Source organism: Anoxybacillus dikiliensis (assembly GCF_050613275.1).
Classification (GTDB): domain Bacteria; phylum Bacillota; class Bacilli; order Bacillales; family Anoxybacillaceae; genus Anoxybacillus.
In genome coordinates this window covers 1,457,711-1,479,224 of record NZ_CP187112.1, presented here as the reverse complement: position 1 = coordinate 1,479,224, position 21,514 = coordinate 1,457,711, and the positions used below count along the sequence as shown (strand labels likewise).

Sequence of the window (21,514 nt, the reverse complement as noted above, 5' to 3'; positions counted from 1 at the left end):
TTAACCAATAATAATGCGCTCTTTTGGATAATGGTATGTCTCTTTTTGATTGTTGCCGCGAACAAGAAACAAAAACGATAAAATGCCAATTCGCCCAATAAACATTAAAGCCGTAATCACTAGTTTTCCAAATGTGCTTAGTTGGGATGTAATACCCATGGATAAACCGGTCGTTCCAAAGGCCGAGCATACTTCAAAAACGATTTCGATCATTGTAAAAGGCTCTGAAAAAGAAAGAAATACAACAGCTAAAAAACAAAGAATAAAAGCCGTTCCAAACACGATAAACGACTTTAATATATCTTCATGATGAATCTCCCGTTGAAACACTTTAATCGAGTTTTTTCCTTTTGCATAAAAGAAAATCGTCAACATCACAATAGCAAACGTCGTCGTTCGAATTCCTCCCCCTACACTGCTTGGAGAGGCACCGATAAACATGAGGACACTTAAAACAAGTAACGTTGGTTCAGAAAAATCGGCGACATTCATTGTTGCTAGTCCACCGTTGCGGGAAGAAATGGATTGAAATAACGCATAAAAAAGCGACTCATGCCATGTTTTATTCGCAAAAAAGCGATTCCATTCAATGAATAAAATAGCCCATGTCCCACATAAAACGAGAAGAAAAAATGTGACGGTCGTTAATTTTGTGAAAAGCGAAAAACGATATTGTTGTTTTTGACGATGGAAGAAAAATTCTTTCACTTCAATAAGTACAGGAAAACCAATTGCACCTAAAACGAGTAAAATCATATGTATCGTTTGGACGAAATAATCGTGGGCAAATGGAATGAGCGACTGTCCTGTAATATCAAAGCCGGCGTTTGTCGTTGCGCTCACCGATGCAAAAAAGCCCTGAAAAAAAGCCTCTTGCCACGATGGAAAATAACGAAGAAAATAAATCCCCAAAATGACGGCACCAACCATTTCGATCGCGATAATGAGCGTTAAAATTTCTTTCATTAACTTTACTAATCCCGAAAATGTTGATTGATTTTGGTCGGTCATAATCAGTTGGCGTTCGCGAAACCCAATCTTTTTTCCGAACATAAGCCAAATAAATGTTCCAAGTGCCATAATGCCAATTCCGCCAAATTGAAGAATAAAAGCTAATACAAATATACCAGGTGTATTAAAGGTATGAGCTGTTGATACGACGGTGAGGCCTGTTACACTAATGGCGCTGACTGCTGTAAACAACGCATCAACAAAGCTAATCTTTACCCCAGGCAGATGAAAAATAGGAAGCCATAGTAAAAATGTCGATATGCAAACAGCTACAAAGTAAAATAAGACAATAAGCTGAACGGTAGATAGGCGCGATAATTTTCGAGATTTCACAGCTTTAACTCCCTCGCATGTTTTCGTTTTACACATATTTTGATTTTGGCAAATGACAAAAAGGAATGCAAGTCTGTTTTTTCATGAAAAGCAATATTTGTATTTATAAATTTTGTTACCTTTGATAAAATAGTGTTGCTCGTTGATTCACAAAAGTGGAGGGGACAATGATGAAGACGCGTGGAAAAATTGTAGCGGTATATATTCTTACCGTTTTTTTATTAGTTGGGCTTATTAACGGTATGATTTATGTTCAATTTCAATCATTAATCGCCAATAAAGTGATAACGACAAACGCTCAGCTTGCTTTGCGATTGATTGATGCGAAGTTTGTTGGGAAGTGGCAAATGAAAGACGGCAAGCTGTATAAAGGAGAAGTAGAAATTAACAACAACGAAAAGGTCGTTGATTATGTAAAAGAAGTTGTTGGGACAGACAGTACCATTTTTCTTAACGATGAACGTGTTACCACCACAATTATGAAAGATGGCGAAAGACAAATAGGAACGAAAGCAGATCCGAAGGTTGTACGGGAGGTCATTCAGAGGGGAAAACGTTACATCGGTGAAGCAAACGTACTTGGGGAACCGTATGTAACGAGTTATTTACCAATTACAAACGATCGTAATGAAGTCATCGGTATGTTTTTTGTCGGTATGCCAAAACAAGTCGTCAATCAAGAGATTAATAACGTTATTATAAAAGTGATTGCTATTTCTGCATTGTTTGTCATTGTTGGAGTCATCGCATATCATTTCTTTGTTTCTATTCGAATTATGAAACCGTTACATATCGCCAAACAACATCTCGAACAAATGGCTAGCGGCGACTTTAGCAAGCAGGTACCTAAAAAACTTCTCGAGTCCAAAGACGAATTCGGTGAAATGGCACGCGCACTTGCGGAGACTAAACGAGCACTTCGGGATATGGCTGTTGTCATTCAGACGCAAGCGGATGCCATCGACCAACAATCAAGCGCACTATCAGCTACTTCACAACAAATGTCTGCATCTACTGAAGAAGTGGCGGCAACGATGGAACAAGTATCGCAAGGAGCGGCCGCACAAGCGAACGATTTAGCCGATATGACCCATTCGCTTTCTTATTTAACAGAGAAAGTCGAACGTGTATATGTAGAACTTGAAAATGTCAAACAAGAGGCGCTTCGCACGTCTGAACGGGCAGATATTGGTAAAAAACAAATGGATGTATTAATTGCTTCGATCGAACAAATTAAACAAGCGTTTGAAACGGTGACAAACCATGTTCGGACATTAACGACATCCGTACAGAAAATTAGTGGGATTACGGAAATGATTTCAACAATTTCAGATCAGACAAACTTATTAGCTTTAAATGCAGCAATTGAAGCAGCACGTGCAGGGGAGGCAGGAAAAGGGTTTGCCGTTGTGGCAGATGAAGTGCGCAAGTTAGCTGAACAGTCCAAATCATTTACAGAGGATATTGTTCAACTTATTACATCAATTAGCAAAAACACAGATGACGTGATTCATACATCGACTGAAGTAGAGCATTTTATTAAAGAACAAGCCAATGCCGTTGAGAAGACCGTCCGTTCGTTCGCTGACATTTTAACATCAATTAGCCAGATCGCCCCATTGCTTATTTCTACTGAGCAGGCAATGGATGAAATTGTGAGAGAGAAAGATAAAGTAGTCGCGCGTATTGAACAAATCAGCGCGGTAGCTGAGGAAAACTCAGCAGCGACAGAAGAAGTAACTGCATCGTCAGAGGAATTAACCGCATCAGCCCAAGAAGTAGCCGCAACGGCTCAACGGTTGTATGACATTGCAGAAAAGATGAAAGAAACGACCAATCGATTTACCGTGTAAAGCGACAGGAAATCTGTCGCTTTAAAAATAATTGTAAACGTTATCAAAACAGATTATAGTAAAATTAGGTGACGACGATGACGCGAAAAAAATGGACGATAAGTCTTATTATATTGTTTGTTCTGTTTTTATATGTTTTTTTTCACTTTATTACCGTAACAAAACAGCTTGAAAAAACAGTAGCCAAGCTACAACATGAACAAAAACCGGCATCTCATCTTCCACACATTATTTTAATATCCCAAGAGTTTGATAATCCATATTGGCGTAAAATTGAACAAGGAGCAAAGGAAGCGGGAAAGTTGTATGGTGTAAATATCGAATATATCGGTCCGCTTCGAACAAGCATCGACGAGCAAGTGAAATTGTTAGAAAAAGCAATTGCATCTCGCGTTGATGGTATCATTGTTCAAAACTTAAAAGATGAAGCGTTTACACCGCTCATTGATAAAGCTATTTCACGGAATATACCTGTGATCACAATCGATGCTGACGCTCCAAAAAGTCGTCGCATCGCCTATGTTGGAACAAACAATTTTGAAGCAGGGCAATTGCTCGGACAGGCTGTTGTTTCTCGAATTGAAGGAGAGCGGTTGATCGGGGTTATAATCGGGACGGATACGTCCGAAAATCAACGTTTACGTTTGCAAGGATTTTTATCTGTTATTCACCAACATCCGCGGCTGAAAGTCGTTTCAGTTGCATCATCAAACATTTCGCGCATTCAAGCTTCCATTCAAGCCGAGCAAATGTTGCGAAAACACCCAAACATTTCTGTTATAGTTGGCACGAGTGCGCTAGATGCGATCGGCATTCGGATGGCTACGAACAATTTACATCGGAATGACATTCAAATTTTCGGTTTTGACGATGTGGAAGAAACAGTAGAAGCAATAAAAAACGGAGATATTGTCGCAACGGTCGTTCAAAAACCTTACGATATGGGTTATTCAGCAGTAAAACTCATGATCGATCATCTCTCAGGAAAACAAATTCGTAAAGAACATTTTACTTCGATTGAAGTTATTGACCGCCAAAACGTTCAGCAGGGGAGAAACAAATGAAAATTCGAACAAAATTGTTTGTTTTTATTCCGCTTCTCGTTCTTTTACTGAATTGCATCGCATTTTTCATTTTTCAAAACGGAAAAAAAGTACAAGAAAGCTACGATGTCATGATGCAACGCATTTTTTTATATAAGCAAATTTCACTTGAGACACAAGAAAACGTCCGCTTTTTAAGTAGCTACTTGATTCATCAAGATGAATATAACTACAAACAGCTGATCAAACATAAAACACAATTAGAAAGACTAAGCCTTGAATTAAAAGAAAGACAATTAGAAGGAAATAATGCTTTTACCTTGGAAAATTATAAAAATATGATTTATGTTTTTCTTGATTTAGAACAATCTATTATTCATAAACTAACAAAGCAACAATTCACAGACTATGCGGATCAGTATAACGAAATTGAAAAAGTTGCATCATTCATTAGAGAAGATAGCCAAGCGCTCGTCGATGTCGAATTGAGCTTGTATCAACCCGTGTACAAACAAATGTTACAGCATACAGCAAGAATGAATGAATTGGGCGGGACGTTGTTTATTTTAACAACGATTTTAAGTATTGTATTTGCCATATGGTTATCACGAACAATTGTCATTCCAATCCATCATCTCGTTCATGCGGCGAAAAAAATATCAGCTGGTCAACTAGATGCGCGAATTCCTCGCTTCCATGGGCATGATGAAATCGGCTTGCTCGGTAAAACATTTCAACATATGATCGAAAACTTGCGTATATTAATCTCGAAAAATATGGAAATATTAGAGAAAGAAAAACTCGTGCGTGAATTCGAGTTAAAAGCGCTTCAAAGTCAAATTAATCCTCATTTTTTATTTAATACGCTAAATGTCATTTCAAAGCTAGCCTATATTGAAGGAGCTGAGCAAACAAGCGAGCTGACTATTTCGACATCTAATTTGTTGAGATATAACTTAAGAAAGTTAGATCAACCTGTTACGTTGCGTGAAGAAGTAGAGCATGCGAAAGAATATTTTGCGATTCAAAAAGCCCGATTTCGCGATCGCGTTTCTTTTCAGCTTGAAGTAGATGAAGCGTGTTTGGATCAACCGATTCCTTGCTTAACGTTGCAACCGCTCATCGAAAATGCTTTTATTCATGGGATTGAAGGAATGGAAAAAGGGGCGAAAATTCAATTAATGATCGAACAAAAAAGAAACTGTATTCAAGTGACGATAGCCGATAACGGTGTAGGAATGCCGTATGATGTGCAAAAAGCGATTATGAACGCATCATATTCATTAACGAAAACAGGCCATTCGACAGGACTTGGATTAGAAAATGTGCTGAGACGTCTCCAACTTTTTTACGGGGTAGAAAAAATACTTGATATACAAAGTGCACCAAACGAAGGAACTGCCATTATTTTGCGACTGCCAAGGAGGGAGAGCGATGTACAAGCTACTTATTGCCGATGATGAACCGCTAGAGCGGGAAGGATTGCAATTGATGATCGAGCGGGCATTTCCGCATACGTTTACGATTTTTCATGCCGAACATGGTCGAAGCGCGATTCAGCAAGTAGAAAAACATCGTCCGCATATTATTTTTATGGATATAAAAATGCCGGGTATTCAAGGACTTGAAGCGATTGCTGAAATTCGAAAGATCGATGCACAAGCGAAAGTTGCTATTTTAACTGCATATGATTACTTTACATACGCGAAAGAGGCTATTTCCTTAGGTGTAAGCGAATACGTGTTAAAACCAGCTAAAAAGCAGCAAATCATTGATCTGTTACGAAAATTGTTACATCAAATTATGGAAGAACAAGCGATGCGCGAACAACAATTAATTGCTCGTGAAAAGCTCGTTCAGTTGCAAATGTTAAGTGAAACAGCTTGGACATGGTTATTGATGGGAAAAATGGATGAATGCTCTGCACATACGTTTAGTGGTATAGAATTTGAGTGTGCGTACGCCATCGTTATTGAATTAGAAAAAAATGATGTATGTGAGCGCGAAAAGTGGGAAGAAACGGTGAAACAATGCGTAAAACACCATCGACGTTGTTTATGCAGTCCGCTTCGTCAAAGGCAAATGGCCATTTTTATTGAAAGTCAACCGCATGAGCATGTCATTTCGTTCGTTCAATCGTTGTTAAAGCGCCTCGAGAAGGAACTGAAGCAGCGAATAAAAATAGGAATTGGGACAGTACAGTCAAGCATTGACGGACTGAAACGTTCATACAAAGAAGCGCAGACAGCTGTATGTTATTTATCGTCATTTAGCCGAGTGATGCATATTGACGATGTTCCGATAACGGATGAAGTGGAACAAATCAATTTGAAAACAAACGGCAGCGTCATTGAGCAAGTCGAACTGTTTTTGCACGAAAACTATGGCTATGATGTGACGCTTGAAGAAGTCGCAAAATACGTTCATTTGACACCGTACTATTTTAGTAAACTATTTAAAAAGGAAACGGGACAGACGTTTATTGACTATTTAACAAACTTACGTATTGAAAAAGCGAAGCAGTTTATGCGTGACGAAGGATTAACTGTGAAAGAAGCATGTTATCGCGTAGGATATAAAGACCCAAACTATTTTAGCCGTGTGTTTAAAAAAGTGACAAATATGACACCAACCGAATATCGGCAACAAGTATGCGGGCGTTCGTAAAGCGCTAGCATTTTTTTGTTTTATCACAAAAAAATGCTAGTTTGTTTGTTTTTGTTGCGATGGAAGCGCTTAAATTGTGCGAATATACAACAAATAAGTGAAGAAAAGAAAGAAAACGCTTTCTTTTTCCTATGTTACGCTTAACATGTAAATCATATGAAAAACAAGGGGGAATACGTGTGAAGTGGTGGAAACATGTCGCGAAGGGAGCGGCAACATTTGTGTTAGCGTCTGCACTAACAGCATGTGGTGTTGTATCTTCAGGAAACGAAGGGGGGAGCGAATCGACAAAAAAAGACGATGACAAAATCGTGATTGGATTCTCGATGGATACGCTGAAAGAAGAACGTTGGCAGAGGGATAAAGAACTGTTTGAAGCAAAAGTGAAAGAACTTGGAGCAGAGGTGAAGACATTAGCAGCAAATGGAGATGATGCTGCACAATTGAGCCAGGCTGAACAGCTTATTTCTGAAGGAGTCGATGTTCTTGTCGTTGTACCCCATAACGCTGAAGCGTCAGCAGCAATCGTAGAAAAAGCGCATAAAGAAGGGATTCCTGTTATTTCTTATGACCGTTTAATTAAAAATGCTGAAGTAGATTATTATGTCTCATTTGACAATGTGCGCGTCGGTGAAATGCAAGCACAAGCGATTGTAGAGAAAGCACCGAAAGGAAACTATGTTTATATCGGTGGAGCAGATACAGATAACAATGCACATTTATTCCGCCAAGGGGCGATGAACGTATTAAAGCCACTTGAAGAAAAAGGCGATATTAAAATTGTTTACGATCAATTCTCGAAAGATTGGAAGCCGGAAGAAGCGTTAAAAAATATGGAAAACGCATTAACAGCAAACAATAACAATATTCAAGCTGTTGTTGCAGCGAACGACGGAACAGCGGGTGGCGTCATTCAAGCGTTAGCAGCACAAGGATTAGCAGGCAAAGTACCTGTTTCAGGACAAGATGCCGAATTAGCCGCATTGCAACGTATCGTCGAAGGAACGCAAACGATGACAGTATATAAACCAATTAAAGCGATTGCGACGAAGGCAGCAGAAATGGCTGTTGCACTAGCGAAAGGTGAAAAAATCGAAACGAATCAAACGGTATCAAACGGCAAAATCGATGTTCCATCTGTATTGCTTGATCCGATTGCGGTAACAAAAGATAACGTATTGGATACAGTCATTAAAGATGGCTACCACAAACTAGAGGACGTGTTTAAAAACGTACCGAAAGATCAATGGCCAAAACAGTGAAAATAGGGGCTGGCTTTGCCAGACCCTTCTTTTCGACATGATACAACGGGAGTGACGTAGATGTATGCATTAGAAATGATCAATATTACGAAAGAGTTTCCCGGTGTGAAAGCGCTTGATCGTGTCAGTTTCAAAGTGAAAAAAGGGGAGATTCACGCGCTTTGTGGTGAAAACGGAGCAGGAAAATCAACGTTGATGAAAGTGTTAAGCGGACTGTATCCAGCTGGCACGTATGAAGGTGAAATTCGCATTGACGGCAAGCCTGTTTCGTTCCGCCATATCGTTGATGCTGAACAGGCAGGCATTGCGATCATTCATCAAGAGCTTGCGCTTGTAAAAGAAATGACAGTTGGTGAAAACATTTTTTTAGGGCGCGAACCACGTAAATTCGGTGTCATTCAATGGGATCAATTGTATTATGAAGCAGAAAAATGGTTAAAGAAAGTCGGATTAACCATTTCTCCGCAAACTAAAATTCATTCGCTTGGCATTGGTCAACAGCAATTAGTTGAAATTGCAAAAGCGCTAGCAAAACAAGCTAACATTTTAATTTTAGATGAACCTACAGCTGCGTTAACAGAGAGCGAAGTTGAAATTTTAATGGGCATTTTAGAACAACTGCGCGCACAAGGCGTTGCATGTATTTATATTTCTCATAAAATGCCGGAAGTGTTTCGACTTGCGGATTCAATTACCGTATTGCGCGATGGAAAGTCGATTGCAACGCTTTCGCGAGCGGAAACGAATGAAGATGAAGTTGTTGCACTCATGGTTGGACGCGAGTTGACAGAGCGTTATCCGTATGTCAAAAAAACACCAGGACATGTCGTATTAGAAGTAAAAAATTATTCTGTTTGGCATAAGGAAAAACCGATGAAAGTCAACGACGATATTCATATAACCGTTCGTGCCGGGGAAATCGTCGGAATTGCCGGTTTAATGGGTGCTGGGCGGACAGAACTAGCCATGAGTTTATTTGGAGCGTACGAAGGAAAGGCAGAAGGAGAAGTGTGGATTGAAGGAAAACAAATGCATATTCGTTCCGTGCAAGATGCCATTCGTTCGGGCATTGCCCTTGTCACAGAAGATCGGAAAAGGTTAGGACTTGTACTTGGAATGGATGTAAAGACAAATACGACATTAGCCAGTTTAAAAAACATTAGCCGCTGGCAAGTCATTAATCAAAACGAAGAATTAAAATGGAGTCAAAAATACGTCGATGAACTAAAAACGAAGACGGCTTCGTTAGAAACAACAGTCGGTACATTATCTGGAGGAAATCAACAAAAAGTCGTATTAGCGAAATGGCTAATGGCAAAGCCAAAGCTTTTAATATTAGACGAACCTACGCGCGGCATTGATGTCGGGGCAAAATATGAAATTTATCATTTAATGAATAAATTAGCTGAAGAAGGCGTTGCTATCATGATGATTTCTTCTGAGCTTCCAGAAATTTTAGGGATGAGCGATCGCATTTATGTTATGCGTGAAGGACGAATCGTAAAAGAGTTGTCGCACGATGAAGCAACACAAGAAAATATTATGATGGCAGCGACAGGAGGGGAATGAGTCGTGGAAGTCAAAGCAGTTATTGAACAGCAGCAAAAAAAGAAAAATATACTTGGCAAAGTAGATATTCGCGCCTATACGATGATCGGTGCCCTCGTTGCCATTTGGATTTTTTTCGGAATGTTAAATGAAACGTTTTTAAGTGCACGAAACTTATCTAACTTATTTACACAAATGTCAGTTACTGCGATTTTGGCAATCGGGATGGTGCTCGTCATTGTTGCGGGACACATTGACCTTTCCGTCGGTTCAATCGTCGGCCTCACAGGAGGCATTGCTGCTATTTTAAGCAATTGGCTGGGAATGCCAACATCCGTTGTCATTGTATGTACATTGATTGCAGGGGCTCTTGTCGGCCTTGTACAAGGATGGTTAGTCGCTTACCGAGCCATTCCTGCCTTTATTGTCACGTTAGGTGGAATGATGATTTTCCGTGGGGCGTTAATGGGGATTACGAAATCAACAACCATTCCGATTTTCGATGCGAAATTCATTGCATTAGGAAGTGCGTATTTTACGAACGTGTTCGGTATTGTACTTGCGGTAATCGCTATTGTTTCTCTATTTGTTTCTACGTTTCGTAAGCGTAAATCACGGCAACAATACGGTTTTACTGTTTCGCCATTGCCGCTTGAGATGGCCAAACTGTTTGTTATTAGTATACTGATTTTAGCTTTTGTTCTTACGATGAATAGTTATAAAGGAATTCCGTTCCCTATTATTTTTGTCATTGCATTAGCGCTTATTTTCTCATTTATTGCGACAAAAACGACATTTGGCCGACATGTATATGCAATCGGTGGCAATGCGGAAGCCGCTCGTTTATCTGGAATTAACATTCAACGTCATACGATGATGCTGTTTGTCTTTACTGGACTACTTTCAGCAATTGCTGCGCTCGTTTTAACAGCTCGTTTATCTTCAGCAACGATCTCAGCCGGTCAAATGTACGAACTTGATGCGATCGCTGCTTGCGTCATCGGGGGAACATCATTGATGGGAGGATCCGGTACAATTATCGGCGCGATTATCGGTGCGATGGTCATGACGTCGCTTGATAACGGGATGTCGCTATTAGGCATGGAAACATTTTGGCAATATATTGTAAAAGGAAGCATTTTAATTTTAGCCGTTTGGATTGATATTGCAAGTCGAAAACGAAAAACGAATTAATAAAGGGCGTCTAGCAAGGCAGAAAATGCTGCCTTACTGGCGCTTCTTTTGTATGAAAATGGAAAAATTTTAGAGATATATTGTTAGGGAGAATATTTTCACACGTTTCATTTTATTGTTCAGCGGGATGTGGAGAAGCCGATCGTTAATACGATCAGTTTTTTTGTTGAAATATGTCTTTTCTTTTAAATTTCAAAAATACGTCTTGTCTATTCTGTTAATTCATATTATATTATTCTTGTGAAAATATTAAATTTTCAGAAAATAAAAAGGGGGATTGACATGAAAAGGAAAAAGACGCTTTCTGTTTTCACATCTGCTGCTCTAGCTATTGGTTTGTTAGCTGGCTGTTCGGCAGAGAAGACGTCGGAAACGGCGAAAAACGGTGGAGAAGCGGGAGGGGGGACAGTCATTAAAATCGCCACACAAAGTCCGCTTTCTGGTGGGGCAGCAACGTTAGGGGAATCGATTAAACTTGGGGCTCAACTCGCTTTAGAAGAGCAAAAAGAAAAATTTGAGAAGTTAGGTTTCAAATTAGAACTCGTTCCATATGACGATCAAGCCGATCCGAAAAAAGGGGTAGCAAATGCTCAATTAATTGGGGCGGATCAGCAAGTTTTAGGTGTAGTTGGACATTTGAATTCAGGCGTTGCCATTCCATCCTCAGAAATTTACGAAAAATATAGCATCCCAATGGTTTCTCCAGCAAACACAGCAACAGATGTAACTGACAGAGGCTTAAAAACGGTGAACCGCATTTGTGCACGTGACGATTTCCAAGGTCCTGCAGGTGCCAAATTCGCTGTTGAAAAATTAGGAGCAAAGAAAATTTTTATCATTCAAGATAAAACGGCGTACGGCACAGGCTTAGCAGAAGCGTTTAAAAAAGGAGCGGAAGAAGCAGGTGCCGAAATTGTTGGATTTGAAGGAATTACAATTGGCGAGAAAGACTTTAATGGCGTATTAAATCAGGTGCTCGCGAAAAAACCGGATCTCGTTTATTTCGGTGGGATGTACACAGAAGGTGGAATGTTAATTAAGCAAGCCCGTGATAAAGGGATTAATGTACCATTTATGGGCGGAGATGGGATGGATTCATCAACGCTTGTTGAAATTGCGGGGGATGCAGTGAAAAATACATTCATTACATCTGCAGCAGGTATTGCAACGACGACAGAGGCCGGAAAGCAGTTCGCTGAAAAGTACAAACAAAAATTCGGCAAAAATATTGAATCGTATTCCGCTTATGGATACGATGCGATGGGTGTTTTATTAAAAGCGATTGAAGATGCGATTAAAGCAAACGGAAACAAACTTCCTTCCCGTGAACAAGTAGCGGAAGCGGTTCGTCACGTTCAAGATTATGAAGGAGTGGTGACGAAAGTAAGCTTTGATGAAAAAGGGGACAACAAATACGCGAAAATTTACATTTACAAATTTGAAGAAGCAACATATCCAGCTCGATTAGAAGATGAAGTAAGCAAATAATGATGAATACGTTTGAAAAGGGTATGACAGTTTGCCGTACCCTTTTCTTGTAAATTTTTTCACGAACAAAGGGACAAGCTAAATGTTTTTAGAAAAAGACAAGGAAATGGAGGAACCACGTATGATCGAACAGGTGCTACAAACGTTGCCACAAGTCGTCATTGACGGATTGGCATTGGGCGCGGTATACGCCATTGTCGCTCTCGGATACACAATGGTGTACGGCATTTTAGAACTTATTAACTTCGCTCATGGAGAAATTTTTATGACCGGTGCATTTGTTGGAACGGCGCTCTTATTATCATTTTCTGCTTTTGGCTGGCTATCTTCTATGCCGATGTTGCTGGCGTTGATTCTTGTTCTTGTAGCGACATCGATTGTGACAGGATTGCTCGGCATGGGCATTGAGCGAATTGCTTATCGTCCATTGCGAAATGCTCCCAAACTAATTACGCTCATTACAGCAATTGGTATTTCATTTTTGTTACAAGATTTTGTTCGTTTTATTACAGAATTAAAGAAAGGAAACTACATTTTAACTGGTCCAAGTTTGTTTACTGGACAAGTAAACATTTCTGCTTCCTCTATTTGGTCAGGATTTCATGATGCCTCAGTTAAGTCCTCATTCTTTATCGTTTTAGTTACAGCTGTTGTCATGATGATGACGCTTGACTTTTTTGTGAATAAAACGAAGTGGGGGATGGCGATGCGTGCTGTCGCCCAAGATCGTGAAACGGCTGCGCTTATGAGTGTAAATGTCAATAAAGTTATCGCTTTAACTTTCTTTATCGGATCCGCATTAGGTGGAGCAACAGGTGTTCTTTTTGCGATTCAATATGGAACGATTGATCCATACATCGGTTTCATTTTAGGATTGAAAGCTTTTACCGCAGCGGTATTGGGTGGGATTGGAAACATTCGCGGTGCGATGTTCGGTGGCATGGTTCTCGGTCTACTTGAAATGTTTGCAGCAGCAAACTTACCGATCGTCTCTGACGGAATATTAGGAGCGGAATACAAAGATGTGTTTGCTTTCTCTATTTTAATTATTGTTCTCATTTTCAAGCCAGAAGGGCTATTCGGAAAAGTGTCCGTTGAGAAAGTGTAGGTGGTCGATATGAAAAAATGGTTGAACGTATTGGAGCAAAATAAACGTCTTCAGGCGACCTTGATTGGTGCGTATATCGCTACAACGTTTATCAGTTTATATTTAGCACAAAAATCAGTTGTTGCATTTTTGCTTTTGCTTTCTTCGCTTTTATTTTTATATTTTACGTCATTTTCGAATCGTGTGAAGTGGGGTATAAGCATTCTCGTATTAAGCGTGCTATTACCTTTCGCCGCAAGTCAAGGAGAAGCTTATCAATCATATATGGAAGTGGCAACGTTAGTCGGAATTTACATCGCCATGGCGCTCGGATTAAACATTGTCGTAGGGCTTGCCGGCCTTTTAGACTTAGGGTTTGTAGCTTTTTTTGCCATTGGTGCCTATACGTACGGTATTTTTGCGACAGCACAGGCAAACAACTTCATGCCATTCGGAAAGTATCCTTTATCCGGAGAAAGTTTTTGGATATTTTTAATCATTGGGTGTGTTGTTGCTGCAATATTTGGAGTGTTGCTCGGCATCCCGGTGCTACGAGTAAAAGGAGATTATTTAGCGATCGTAACGCTCGGATTTGGAGAAATTATTCGTATTATTTTTAATAATTTGGATAAACCGGTTAACATTACAAACGGTGCGATGGGGCTTGCTTCTGTTCAACCGCCCAAACTGTTTGGAATTGAATTTATGTACCCGAGTCAATTTTATTATGTTGTATTAGTTATTTTGTTGCTTACGATTTTTATTGTCCGTCGTTTAGAATATTCGAAAATTGGACGAGCGTGGAAAGCGGTGCGGGAAAATGAAATTGCCGCACAAGCGATGGGCATTCCGCTCGTTCGTACAAAGTTGATGGCGTTTGCTGTTGGTGCTTCATTTTCAGGAATGATGGGTGTCGTATTTGCAGCGAAACAGACGTTTGTTGATCCAACGAGCTTTACACTGCTCGAGTCCATTACAATTCTCGTCATGGTCATTTTAGGAGGCATGGGTAGTGTCCCGGGGGTTATACTCGGTGCGGCGCTTGTAACGATTTTAAATCTTCAAGTGCTTACAGAGTTAACAAACTGGTTGAACCAGCTTAGTTTAAGTGGAGCCGTTCATATTCCTGATGCCCTATCTCCAGCAAAAATGCAACGGTTTATTTTTGGCTTGATTTTAATTGTGTTTGCCTTGTATCGTCCACAAGGATTGTTGCCGGCAAAAAACCCTCGTTTTGATGAAAAAGAGTTGAAAAGTGGTGTAACAAACGTAGCAGATGGAAAGGAGGGAGCGAAAGGTGTCTATTTTAACGGTTAAACAATTAACAAAGCAATTTGGTGGGCTTATAGCAAACAACAATATTGATATGGATGTACAAAAAGGGTCAATTACAGCTGTTATTGGACCGAACGGTGCAGGAAAAACAACATTGTTTAACATGGTCACAGGGATGTATGAGCCGACGAGCGGTAATATTTTATTAAATGGCGAGTCGCTCGTTGGATTAAAGCCTCATCAAGTTGCACAAAAAGGTATTTCGCGTACGTTCCAAAATATTCGTTTATTCGGAGCGATGACCGTATTAGAAAACGTTATGGTTGGCATGCATACGCATTTACGTAGCGGGTTATTTCATACGATATTTTCTACTCCATTGATGCGCAAAGAGGAAAGAGAGGCGAAACAAGAGGCGTATCGTCTTTTGCAGTACGTCGGTTTAGAGTCACTTTATAACGAAGAGGCAAAAAATTTACCTTATGGGGCGCAGCGAAAACTTGAAATTGCCCGCGCACTAGCGACGAAACCAAAAGTGTTGCTGCTAGATGAGCCTGCCGCCGGAATGAATCCGAAAGAAACAGCGGAATTGACGAAGCTCATTTATGATATGCGCGAACAATTGCAACTAACAATTATTTTAATTGAACATGATATGAAGCTCGTTATGGAAATTTCTGAACATATTATTGTGTTAGATCATGGAGAAAAAATTGCTGAGGGTACGCCAGATGACATTCGAAATAATGAAAAAGTCATTGAAGCTTACTTAGGAAAAGGAGCGACAACAGCATCATAGGAGGGGATGGCGAGTGAGTTTGTTGCGTTTAGAGCGCGTTCATACGTTTTATGGTGGGGTTCATGCGCTAAAAGGAATTGATTTAGAAGTATGTGAAGGGGAAATCGTTACGTTAATCGGCAGTAACGGTGCTGGAAAATCGACAACATTAAAAACAATTAGCGGACAAGTGAAGGCGAAAAGTGGGAGGATTGTATACGAAAGAAAAGACATGACAAATACGCCACCACATGTAACCGCGTTAGCAGGCATCGCCCATGTTCCTGAAGGACGGAGAATTTTTCCGAGATTAACGGTAAAAGAAAATTTGGAAATGGGTGCTTTTTCGGTGAACGATAAAAAAGAGATAGCCGAACGAATGGAGCGAGTCTTTCATTATTTCCCTCGGCTAAAAGAGCGTCTGCAACAAAAAGGGGGGACGATGAGCGGAGGAGAGCAACAAATGTTAGCGATCGGTCGTGCTTTAATGATGAAACCGAAGTTGCTCATGTTAGATGAACCGTCGATGGGGTTAGCTCCAATTATCGTCGAGCAAATTTTTCATATTATTCGAGAGTTAAACGATGAGGGAATGACAATTTTGCTTGTCGAACAAAACGCGTTTCAAGCGTTGCAAATCGCGCATCGAGGATATGTCATTCAAACAGGGGAAATTACAATGTCGGGTACAGGAAAAGAACTACTTGGAAACGAGCAAGTACGAGAAGCATATTTAGGGTGAATCACAAGGCGTCTGGCGACAAAAGCTAGCGCCTTTTTGTATAATTGTCTCGGAGGGATGGATGTGCAAATTGATACAGTGATATTGCGACATTTAGAAATGGAATTAAAATCGCCGTTTACAACAAGCTATGGGATGATGAAAGCGCGACCTGTTTTATTAGTGGAAGCGATCGATGAAGATGGCGAGCGTGGATGGGGAGAAGGTGTTGCTTTTTCTGCCCCTTGGTATACTGAAGAAACGCTGGAAACGATGTGGCATATGCTTGAAGCTTTTTTAATCCCCCTTCTTTTCCAAGCTCCCGTTCATCATCCGGATGAATTGCTTGAACGGTTTTCGATCGTTCGTCGCAATTACATGGCGAAAGCGGCGCTTGAAGGAGCTGTATGGGACTTGTTTGCTAAGCGGCATCATATTCCGTTACACGTAGCATTAGGCGGCGAAAAAAAAGAAGTAGAAGTTGGCGTAAGCATCGGTATTCAACCGATAACGGATTTATTAAAACGGATGGAGCAGGCGCTTATAGAAGGATATAGACGTGTGAAAATAAAAATTAAGCCAGGATGGGATGTAGATGTCGTTCGTGTCGTTCGTCAACATTTCCCTGATGTTCCGCTCATGGTCGATGCAAACTCCGCTTACTCGTTACACGACATCGATCGCTTACAAGCGCTCGATGACTATGAGTTGCTTATGATTGAACAGCCACTTGCTGTAGATGACATCGTTGATCATGCGAAATTGCAAGCAAAGTTAAACACGCCGATTTGTTTAGATGAAAGCATTTGTTCATATGAAGATGCCAAAAGAGCAATTGAATTGCAAAGTTGCCGAATCATCAATATAAAAATTGGCCGAGTAGGTGGATTAACGGAAGCGAAACGCATTCATGACTTATGCCAACAACATCATCTTCCTGTATGGTGCGGTGGGATGTTAGAAGGGGGAGTCGGCCGAGCGCATAGCATCGCTTTAGCGACACTTCCACATTTTTCTTTACCAAGCGATACAGCTGCGTCGGCAAATTATTGGGACCGTGATTTCATTGATCCAGAAGTTACCGTTCATCATGGACGCATTTTTGTTTCGAAACAGCCCGGTATAGGCTATGAAGTGAATATGAAAGAAGTTGAGCGGCGTGTCGTTCGTTCAAAAATATATAAGCGTGTGAAAGGATGAGGATATGTTTGACCCAACGATTTTTGATAATTTAAAAACAGTTGTTGAAGGAGCCGTTTACGATTTAGATACAAATGATGAACTGATTACGATCATTGATCGCTCAGACGTTGTTGACTTAGCGAAATTTACGCGCGCGTACGCTCTCTCTTTTCAATTGCGTCATGCTCATCAAGTGACGTGTACTATTTCGCTTGAAATGACGCTTCAACATATTGCAAACGAGTTGTTACACGAAGATGTTGCAAACGCAGGTTGTACTTTGACGGTTTCGTTTTCTTTTTCAGCTACACATGTCGATTGCCAAGCCGTAGAACAGGCGCTAAAGCACATTTGGGGAGAACAGCGCACGGTTATACAAACGTTAACGTACACATACCCAAAACATGAACGATATACTCATCATGTGACGATTGATTTCGAGCGTACGATTAACGAAAGCCATGTTGATGATTTATTACAGATGATTCCATATATCATTCGTTCGCTTGAACAGTTGCTTTTGTATGCTGAACAAAAATAATTGAAGGAATGTTATATTCCAAGTATGATAGAAGTGAAAATGATTATAGTTATCATACTTGGAGTGTTGGTGAATGAAAAAAGTATATTTTTGTAAAAAGAATAAATTCGCAACGAAAACGTTGTATCAATTTTTAAAACAAACGTTCAAACATGTGAAAGTGAAGCGAAAAGATTGCATCGGCAAATGCAAAACGTGCAAACATTGTCCGTTCGTTTTAATTGACGGAGAAGCTGTAAAAGCGACGACGACGGACGAATTGTATGATCGTATTTCTTATGAAATGACAAAACAATGGTGGGCGTTTCGGGAAAAATAAGCAGGAATTTTTTTATTTTTGTTTAATTTCATGTGTGAAAGGGGGGAAAATGATGTGGTCAGAAATCAAACAAGTGTTATCTCGCATGATGTCCTCACTTGCTTTTGAAACATGGATTGAAGGAACGACAGCAACGATGGAGGAAGATACGGTCACTATTCATTGCACAAACCCAATGCAAAAAAGTTGGATTGAAACGTTGTATATGTCTTACATTGAACAAGCGATCGAAAAAGTTTGCGGAAAACGGGTGGTTGTCAAGTTAGAGGCACCCCATGAGCTTTCTAACGAGCAATTTATGCGTATGTGGAACTACATGATTGCCATCGAAAAACAAACGTGGAATCTTGAAGCGCGCGTCACAAAAGTGGAACGGCGAATGGAAGAAATAGAAAAAGAAGTGGCCCAACTGCGTGAACGTACAGATTTTCTTGAACGACTGCTTGCAACAGATGAGAAACCTGTACAGAAAACATATATTCATTAAAGAAGCGTTCCAAATAATGGAACGCTTCTGCTTGTTAACATTTTTTGTAATGTACCGTCATACATAATTTTCCGCAGCAAATAGAACCGCCTGATCCTCCTAAACAACGAATTGATACATTTCGTAAGCTATTAAATGTTTTTGAAAAGGATTGCCCTTCCTTTAATGTGGCAATTAACGTTTGATTAACGCGTACCTCGACACCATCACAACTATTTTCAACTAATACAGTTACTGTTCCAAACGGTTTAATAACATCCCCATCTGCTTCCCAAATCGTACGATCTGTACCGTCACATGAAAACTCCCAATTTTGACAAACTTCATCCGTCACAATTGGACGGTCTGGACAACATCCTCCACAGCTCATCATATCCGCTCCTTTTCGTTTAATTGAAGAATCATCTTCCTTTATATACAATGCGACGAAAGAGAAAGTGTATAGGATTTTGTCCTATGTTGCACACCTAATTTTTACACATTTTTTTCATCGTGTGCCTATGCACGAATATACATACACACATAGTATGATATATCGAATGAAAAAGGGGGGATGGCAAGTGGAAAAGCATTGTATTCATGTGGAAAAAGTGTTTGACTGGGTTGCGCGATCGGTAAAATTAACAAAAAAGGAAACGTTGACAGAACCTATTGTGAAGAACGATATTTGTGTCAACATTTGTATACCGTGCGGAAAAAAAACGATCGTATGGTCAGCGGAAGAAAGCGTGCAAGCGTTTGGAACGGTGACCGTCGTATATGAGCAAGGGTGCGGACAAAAAATGGACGTCTTTATAAATGGAGAATTTGCTTTCTCGTTGCAAGAAGGAGAATCACGCTCAGTGACCATATCACATTTACATGACGTTCAAGTTGAGTGTGAAGGAAATGGCATGTGCGTCGGACGTGTATGTATTCAACTTCATCAACAGCTCCATCGTATGAATGATTGTGAACATATTCGTTGCATATTGACTGATGCATGCGGACAGCCGATTGAACCAGAACAGATGACTTGTCGCATACTTGATGAACGTCAGACGGTGCATGTCACGTTGCCGAATGGAAAACATGTGAACTTACAGCGAGTATATGTTCTCATCGAGGCGTTTGTTGTGGTGCAATGCATCCGAAAAGACGGAACGGTATGGGAAACAAAGCCGATTTCATTAGCAACGATCGAAGACGTGTTATTATGTGCTCCAGCGGAGACGGACATCGTTTGTGAAACAATTACGGCCGACTGTAAAGTGGCATTTCTTTCAACAACGTGCCCGCAAATATTCATCTCTGTTCAACTTTGTCAACATGTTCAAGCGCTTGGGCGTGTGAAAGTGGAATTAGAAGGAACGATATGTCTACCGCGTGTCGAACAACAAGTAAACATATGCCCACAACATGTTCATATACCAAGTTGCCCGATATAAAAAGAGAGCGACGCGTCAAGCGAAGCTCTCTTATAGCGTAAAACCAAATATACCTGAAATAAAGCAACTGTTGACGATCCATGTTTCGTTCGTTTTCGTCAGACGGACCGTTCCTTTCCCAACGGTATCGATTGTAACGTTTTGCATATTATTGAACTGCCCGGTAGCTAATGTGTCGACATCAACCGTTTGCCCTTGGATACGTTGTAAAAAGCTTGTAATTGAACGTTCACAACAGTCGCACGTTTCGTCAATTGGGGGGAGGGAAATGTTTTTCAATACGTCTCCTCTCACTCCGACGACGTTACAAATTGGAAATGCTGCCGAGCGTCCACTTTGTCCTGTACCTGGAATTGTGCCAGTAACAATCAAATCATTTACAATTGGACCGATCGTAAAATTATTATTTCCTTGCCCGGGTCCTGTTTGATCGAGTGTGGCGATATCGACTTCTTTTCCATTTAGCTGTGCTAATACATTTTTCATTCCTTCAACACAGCATGGACATTCGTCACGCTGTGGCGGTAACGGTTTATGGCGCATAGGTGCACAACAACATTTTTTCATCACTTCTTCCTCCTCTCTACTTTATTGTATGAACGAGAGAGGAAGAAGGTGTGGACGGGGCGTTATAAAAACGGATTGCGCCATTCCATGAGCAAGGCGTAGTTGTACGACTGGGCATCTTCTAAATAATTGGCGACGACCTTCACTGGCGTGCGACCGCAACGAAGTAAAAATGTAATGACAGGGTCTGTGAGTTTTCCGTTTATAACCGCATCTACATATTGTTCGGCCGTCATTTCATTTGCATATTGATAATATGCTGGCATGCGACTGCCACCTAATAACCGTTCAAGCTTTTGATGAACGACAACTTCATACATCGACTGCATAAGCCATTTTCCTAACCCGAGTTTGCGATATGCTGGACGCACACCAATGTCAACGACGTATAACGTATTGCCGTTTCGATTATGATTGCGAATATATCCGTTGTCCGTTATTTCCTCCCACGTATGATCGGCATCGTTCGGATGGTAGTTCACAATTAAACCGGTCATCGATCCGACGACTTCCCTGTCAATTTCGACACATAACGCTCCTTCTGGGAAAAGTGTGATATGATTCATAAGCTGCTCTTTATTCCACCATAGTTCAGATGGGAAAGGAGGAGGAAAACTTTCTTGTTGAATGCGAATTAACGCATCCATATCTTCCTCTCCATAGTTACGAATGATGGCAGGAATAGGACGATCGCCATGAAAGACGTAAAGTCGCTTTTTATACACTATTCT

General features: G+C 40.5%; 21 protein-coding genes. 17 read left to right on the top strand and 4 right to left on the bottom strand.

What is annotated here, in order from left to right:
* Window positions 1–1,344, bottom strand: coding sequence for a TrkH family potassium uptake protein (locus tag ACPF7I_RS07810; RefSeq protein ID WP_430744012.1), 1,344 nt, complete (start codon window positions 1,342–1,344; stop codon window positions 1–3).
* 167 nt (window positions 1,345–1,511) lie between these two features.
* Here ACPF7I_RS07810 and ACPF7I_RS07805 point away from each other — a divergent pair, with 167 nt between their 5' ends.
* The 16 genes from ACPF7I_RS07805 to ACPF7I_RS07730 all read left to right on the top strand — a co-directional run bounded on the left by ACPF7I_RS07805 (window position 1,512) and on the right by ACPF7I_RS07730 (window position 18,789).
* The gene (locus tag ACPF7I_RS07805) at window positions 1,512–3,197 is read left to right on the top strand and encodes a methyl-accepting chemotaxis protein (RefSeq protein WP_430744013.1); all 1,686 of its coding nucleotides are present in this window, start codon (window positions 1,512–1,514) and stop codon (window positions 3,195–3,197) included.
* A 77-nt stretch (window positions 3,198–3,274) separates the two neighbouring features.
* Window positions 3,275–4,261, top strand: a complete 987-nt coding sequence (locus tag ACPF7I_RS07800; RefSeq protein ID WP_430744014.1) for a sugar-binding protein — start codon at window positions 3,275–3,277, stop codon at window positions 4,259–4,261.
* Complete coding sequence (locus tag ACPF7I_RS07795) at window positions 4,258–5,700, top strand: sensor histidine kinase (protein ID WP_430744015.1); 1,443 nt, start codon at window positions 4,258–4,260, stop codon at window positions 5,698–5,700. Before ACPF7I_RS07800 ends, ACPF7I_RS07795 begins: the two co-directional genes overlap by 4 nt.
* Window positions 5,675–6,907 (top strand): helix-turn-helix domain-containing protein, encoded by a 1,233-nt coding sequence (locus ACPF7I_RS07790; RefSeq protein ID WP_430744016.1) that lies wholly within the window; start codon window positions 5,675–5,677, stop codon window positions 6,905–6,907. Before ACPF7I_RS07795 ends, ACPF7I_RS07790 begins: the two co-directional genes overlap by 26 nt.
* Before the next feature lie 179 nt (window positions 6,908–7,086).
* Window positions 7,087–8,169, top strand: coding sequence for a D-xylose ABC transporter substrate-binding protein (gene xylF, locus ACPF7I_RS07785; protein ID WP_430744017.1), 1,083 nt, complete (start codon window positions 7,087–7,089; stop codon window positions 8,167–8,169).
* A gap of 60 nt (window positions 8,170–8,229) precedes the next feature.
* Window positions 8,230–9,738, top strand: a complete 1,509-nt coding sequence (locus tag ACPF7I_RS07780) for a xylose ABC transporter ATP-binding protein (protein ID WP_430744018.1) — start codon at window positions 8,230–8,232, stop codon at window positions 9,736–9,738.
* Between the two features lie 3 nt (window positions 9,739–9,741).
* Window positions 9,742–10,911 (top strand): sugar ABC transporter permease, encoded by a 1,170-nt coding sequence (locus ACPF7I_RS07775; RefSeq protein ID WP_430744019.1) that lies wholly within the window; start codon window positions 9,742–9,744, stop codon window positions 10,909–10,911.
* Window positions 10,912–11,193: 282 nt separating this feature from the next.
* On the top strand, window positions 11,194–12,399 hold the full coding sequence (locus tag ACPF7I_RS07770; protein WP_430744020.1) for a branched-chain amino acid ABC transporter substrate-binding protein: 1,206 nt from the start codon (window positions 11,194–11,196) through the stop codon (window positions 12,397–12,399).
* Between the two features lie 121 nt (window positions 12,400–12,520).
* Window positions 12,521–13,507: a branched-chain amino acid ABC transporter permease gene (locus ACPF7I_RS07765; RefSeq protein WP_430744021.1), complete on the top strand. Its 987-nt coding sequence runs from the start codon at window positions 12,521–12,523 to the stop codon at window positions 13,505–13,507.
* 9 nt (window positions 13,508–13,516) lie between these two features.
* The gene (locus tag ACPF7I_RS07760) at window positions 13,517–14,803 is read left to right on the top strand and encodes a branched-chain amino acid ABC transporter permease (protein ID WP_430744022.1); all 1,287 of its coding nucleotides are present in this window, start codon (window positions 13,517–13,519) and stop codon (window positions 14,801–14,803) included.
* Entirely contained in the window at window positions 14,784–15,560 is a 777-nt protein-coding gene (locus ACPF7I_RS07755) for an ABC transporter ATP-binding protein (RefSeq protein WP_430744023.1), read from the top strand. Before ACPF7I_RS07760 ends, ACPF7I_RS07755 begins: the two co-directional genes overlap by 20 nt.
* Before the next feature lie 13 nt (window positions 15,561–15,573).
* Window positions 15,574–16,281 carry an ABC transporter ATP-binding protein gene (locus ACPF7I_RS07750; protein ID WP_430744024.1) on the top strand — a complete coding sequence of 236 codons (708 nt, stop codon included), beginning with the start codon at window positions 15,574–15,576 and terminating at the stop codon, window positions 16,279–16,281.
* Window positions 16,282–16,338: 57 nt separating this feature from the next.
* Window positions 16,339–17,460, top strand: a complete 1,122-nt coding sequence (menC, locus tag ACPF7I_RS07745) for an o-succinylbenzoate synthase (protein ID WP_430744025.1) — start codon at window positions 16,339–16,341, stop codon at window positions 17,458–17,460.
* A gap of 4 nt (window positions 17,461–17,464) precedes the next feature.
* Entirely contained in the window at window positions 17,465–17,983 is a 519-nt protein-coding gene (locus ACPF7I_RS07740) for a hypothetical protein (RefSeq protein ID WP_430744026.1), read from the top strand.
* Between the two features lie 73 nt (window positions 17,984–18,056).
* Window positions 18,057–18,302 (top strand): DUF1450 domain-containing protein, encoded by a 246-nt coding sequence (locus ACPF7I_RS07735; RefSeq protein ID WP_430744027.1) that lies wholly within the window; start codon window positions 18,057–18,059, stop codon window positions 18,300–18,302.
* Window positions 18,303–18,351: 49 nt separating this feature from the next.
* Window positions 18,352–18,789, top strand: a complete 438-nt coding sequence (locus tag ACPF7I_RS07730) for a DnaA N-terminal domain-containing protein (RefSeq protein ID WP_430744028.1) — start codon at window positions 18,352–18,354, stop codon at window positions 18,787–18,789.
* Between the two features lie 34 nt (window positions 18,790–18,823).
* Here ACPF7I_RS07730 and ACPF7I_RS07725 read toward each other — a convergent pair whose 3' ends face one another.
* Complete coding sequence (locus ACPF7I_RS07725; protein WP_430744029.1) at window positions 18,824–19,162, bottom strand: DUF3992 domain-containing protein; 339 nt, start codon at window positions 19,160–19,162, stop codon at window positions 18,824–18,826.
* 187 nt (window positions 19,163–19,349) lie between these two features.
* On the opposite strand from ACPF7I_RS07725, the gene ACPF7I_RS07720 reads away from it, so the two are divergent.
* Entirely contained in the window at window positions 19,350–20,216 is an 867-nt protein-coding gene (locus ACPF7I_RS07720; RefSeq protein ID WP_430744030.1) for a DUF3992 domain-containing protein, read from the top strand.
* Between the two features lie 30 nt (window positions 20,217–20,246).
* Here the strand turns inward: ACPF7I_RS07720 and ACPF7I_RS07715 are convergent, their stop codons facing one another.
* Together ACPF7I_RS07715 and ACPF7I_RS07710 are read right to left on the bottom strand one after the other, a co-directional pair.
* Window positions 20,247–20,783 carry a hypothetical protein gene (locus ACPF7I_RS07715; protein ID WP_430744031.1) on the bottom strand — a complete coding sequence of 179 codons (537 nt, stop codon included), beginning with the start codon at window positions 20,781–20,783 and terminating at the stop codon, window positions 20,247–20,249.
* Between the two features lie 62 nt (window positions 20,784–20,845).
* Window positions 20,846–21,508 carry a GNAT family N-acetyltransferase gene (locus ACPF7I_RS07710; protein WP_430744032.1) on the bottom strand — a complete coding sequence of 221 codons (663 nt, stop codon included), beginning with the start codon at window positions 21,506–21,508 and terminating at the stop codon, window positions 20,846–20,848.
* Window positions 21,509–21,514 lie beyond the last annotated feature (6 nt).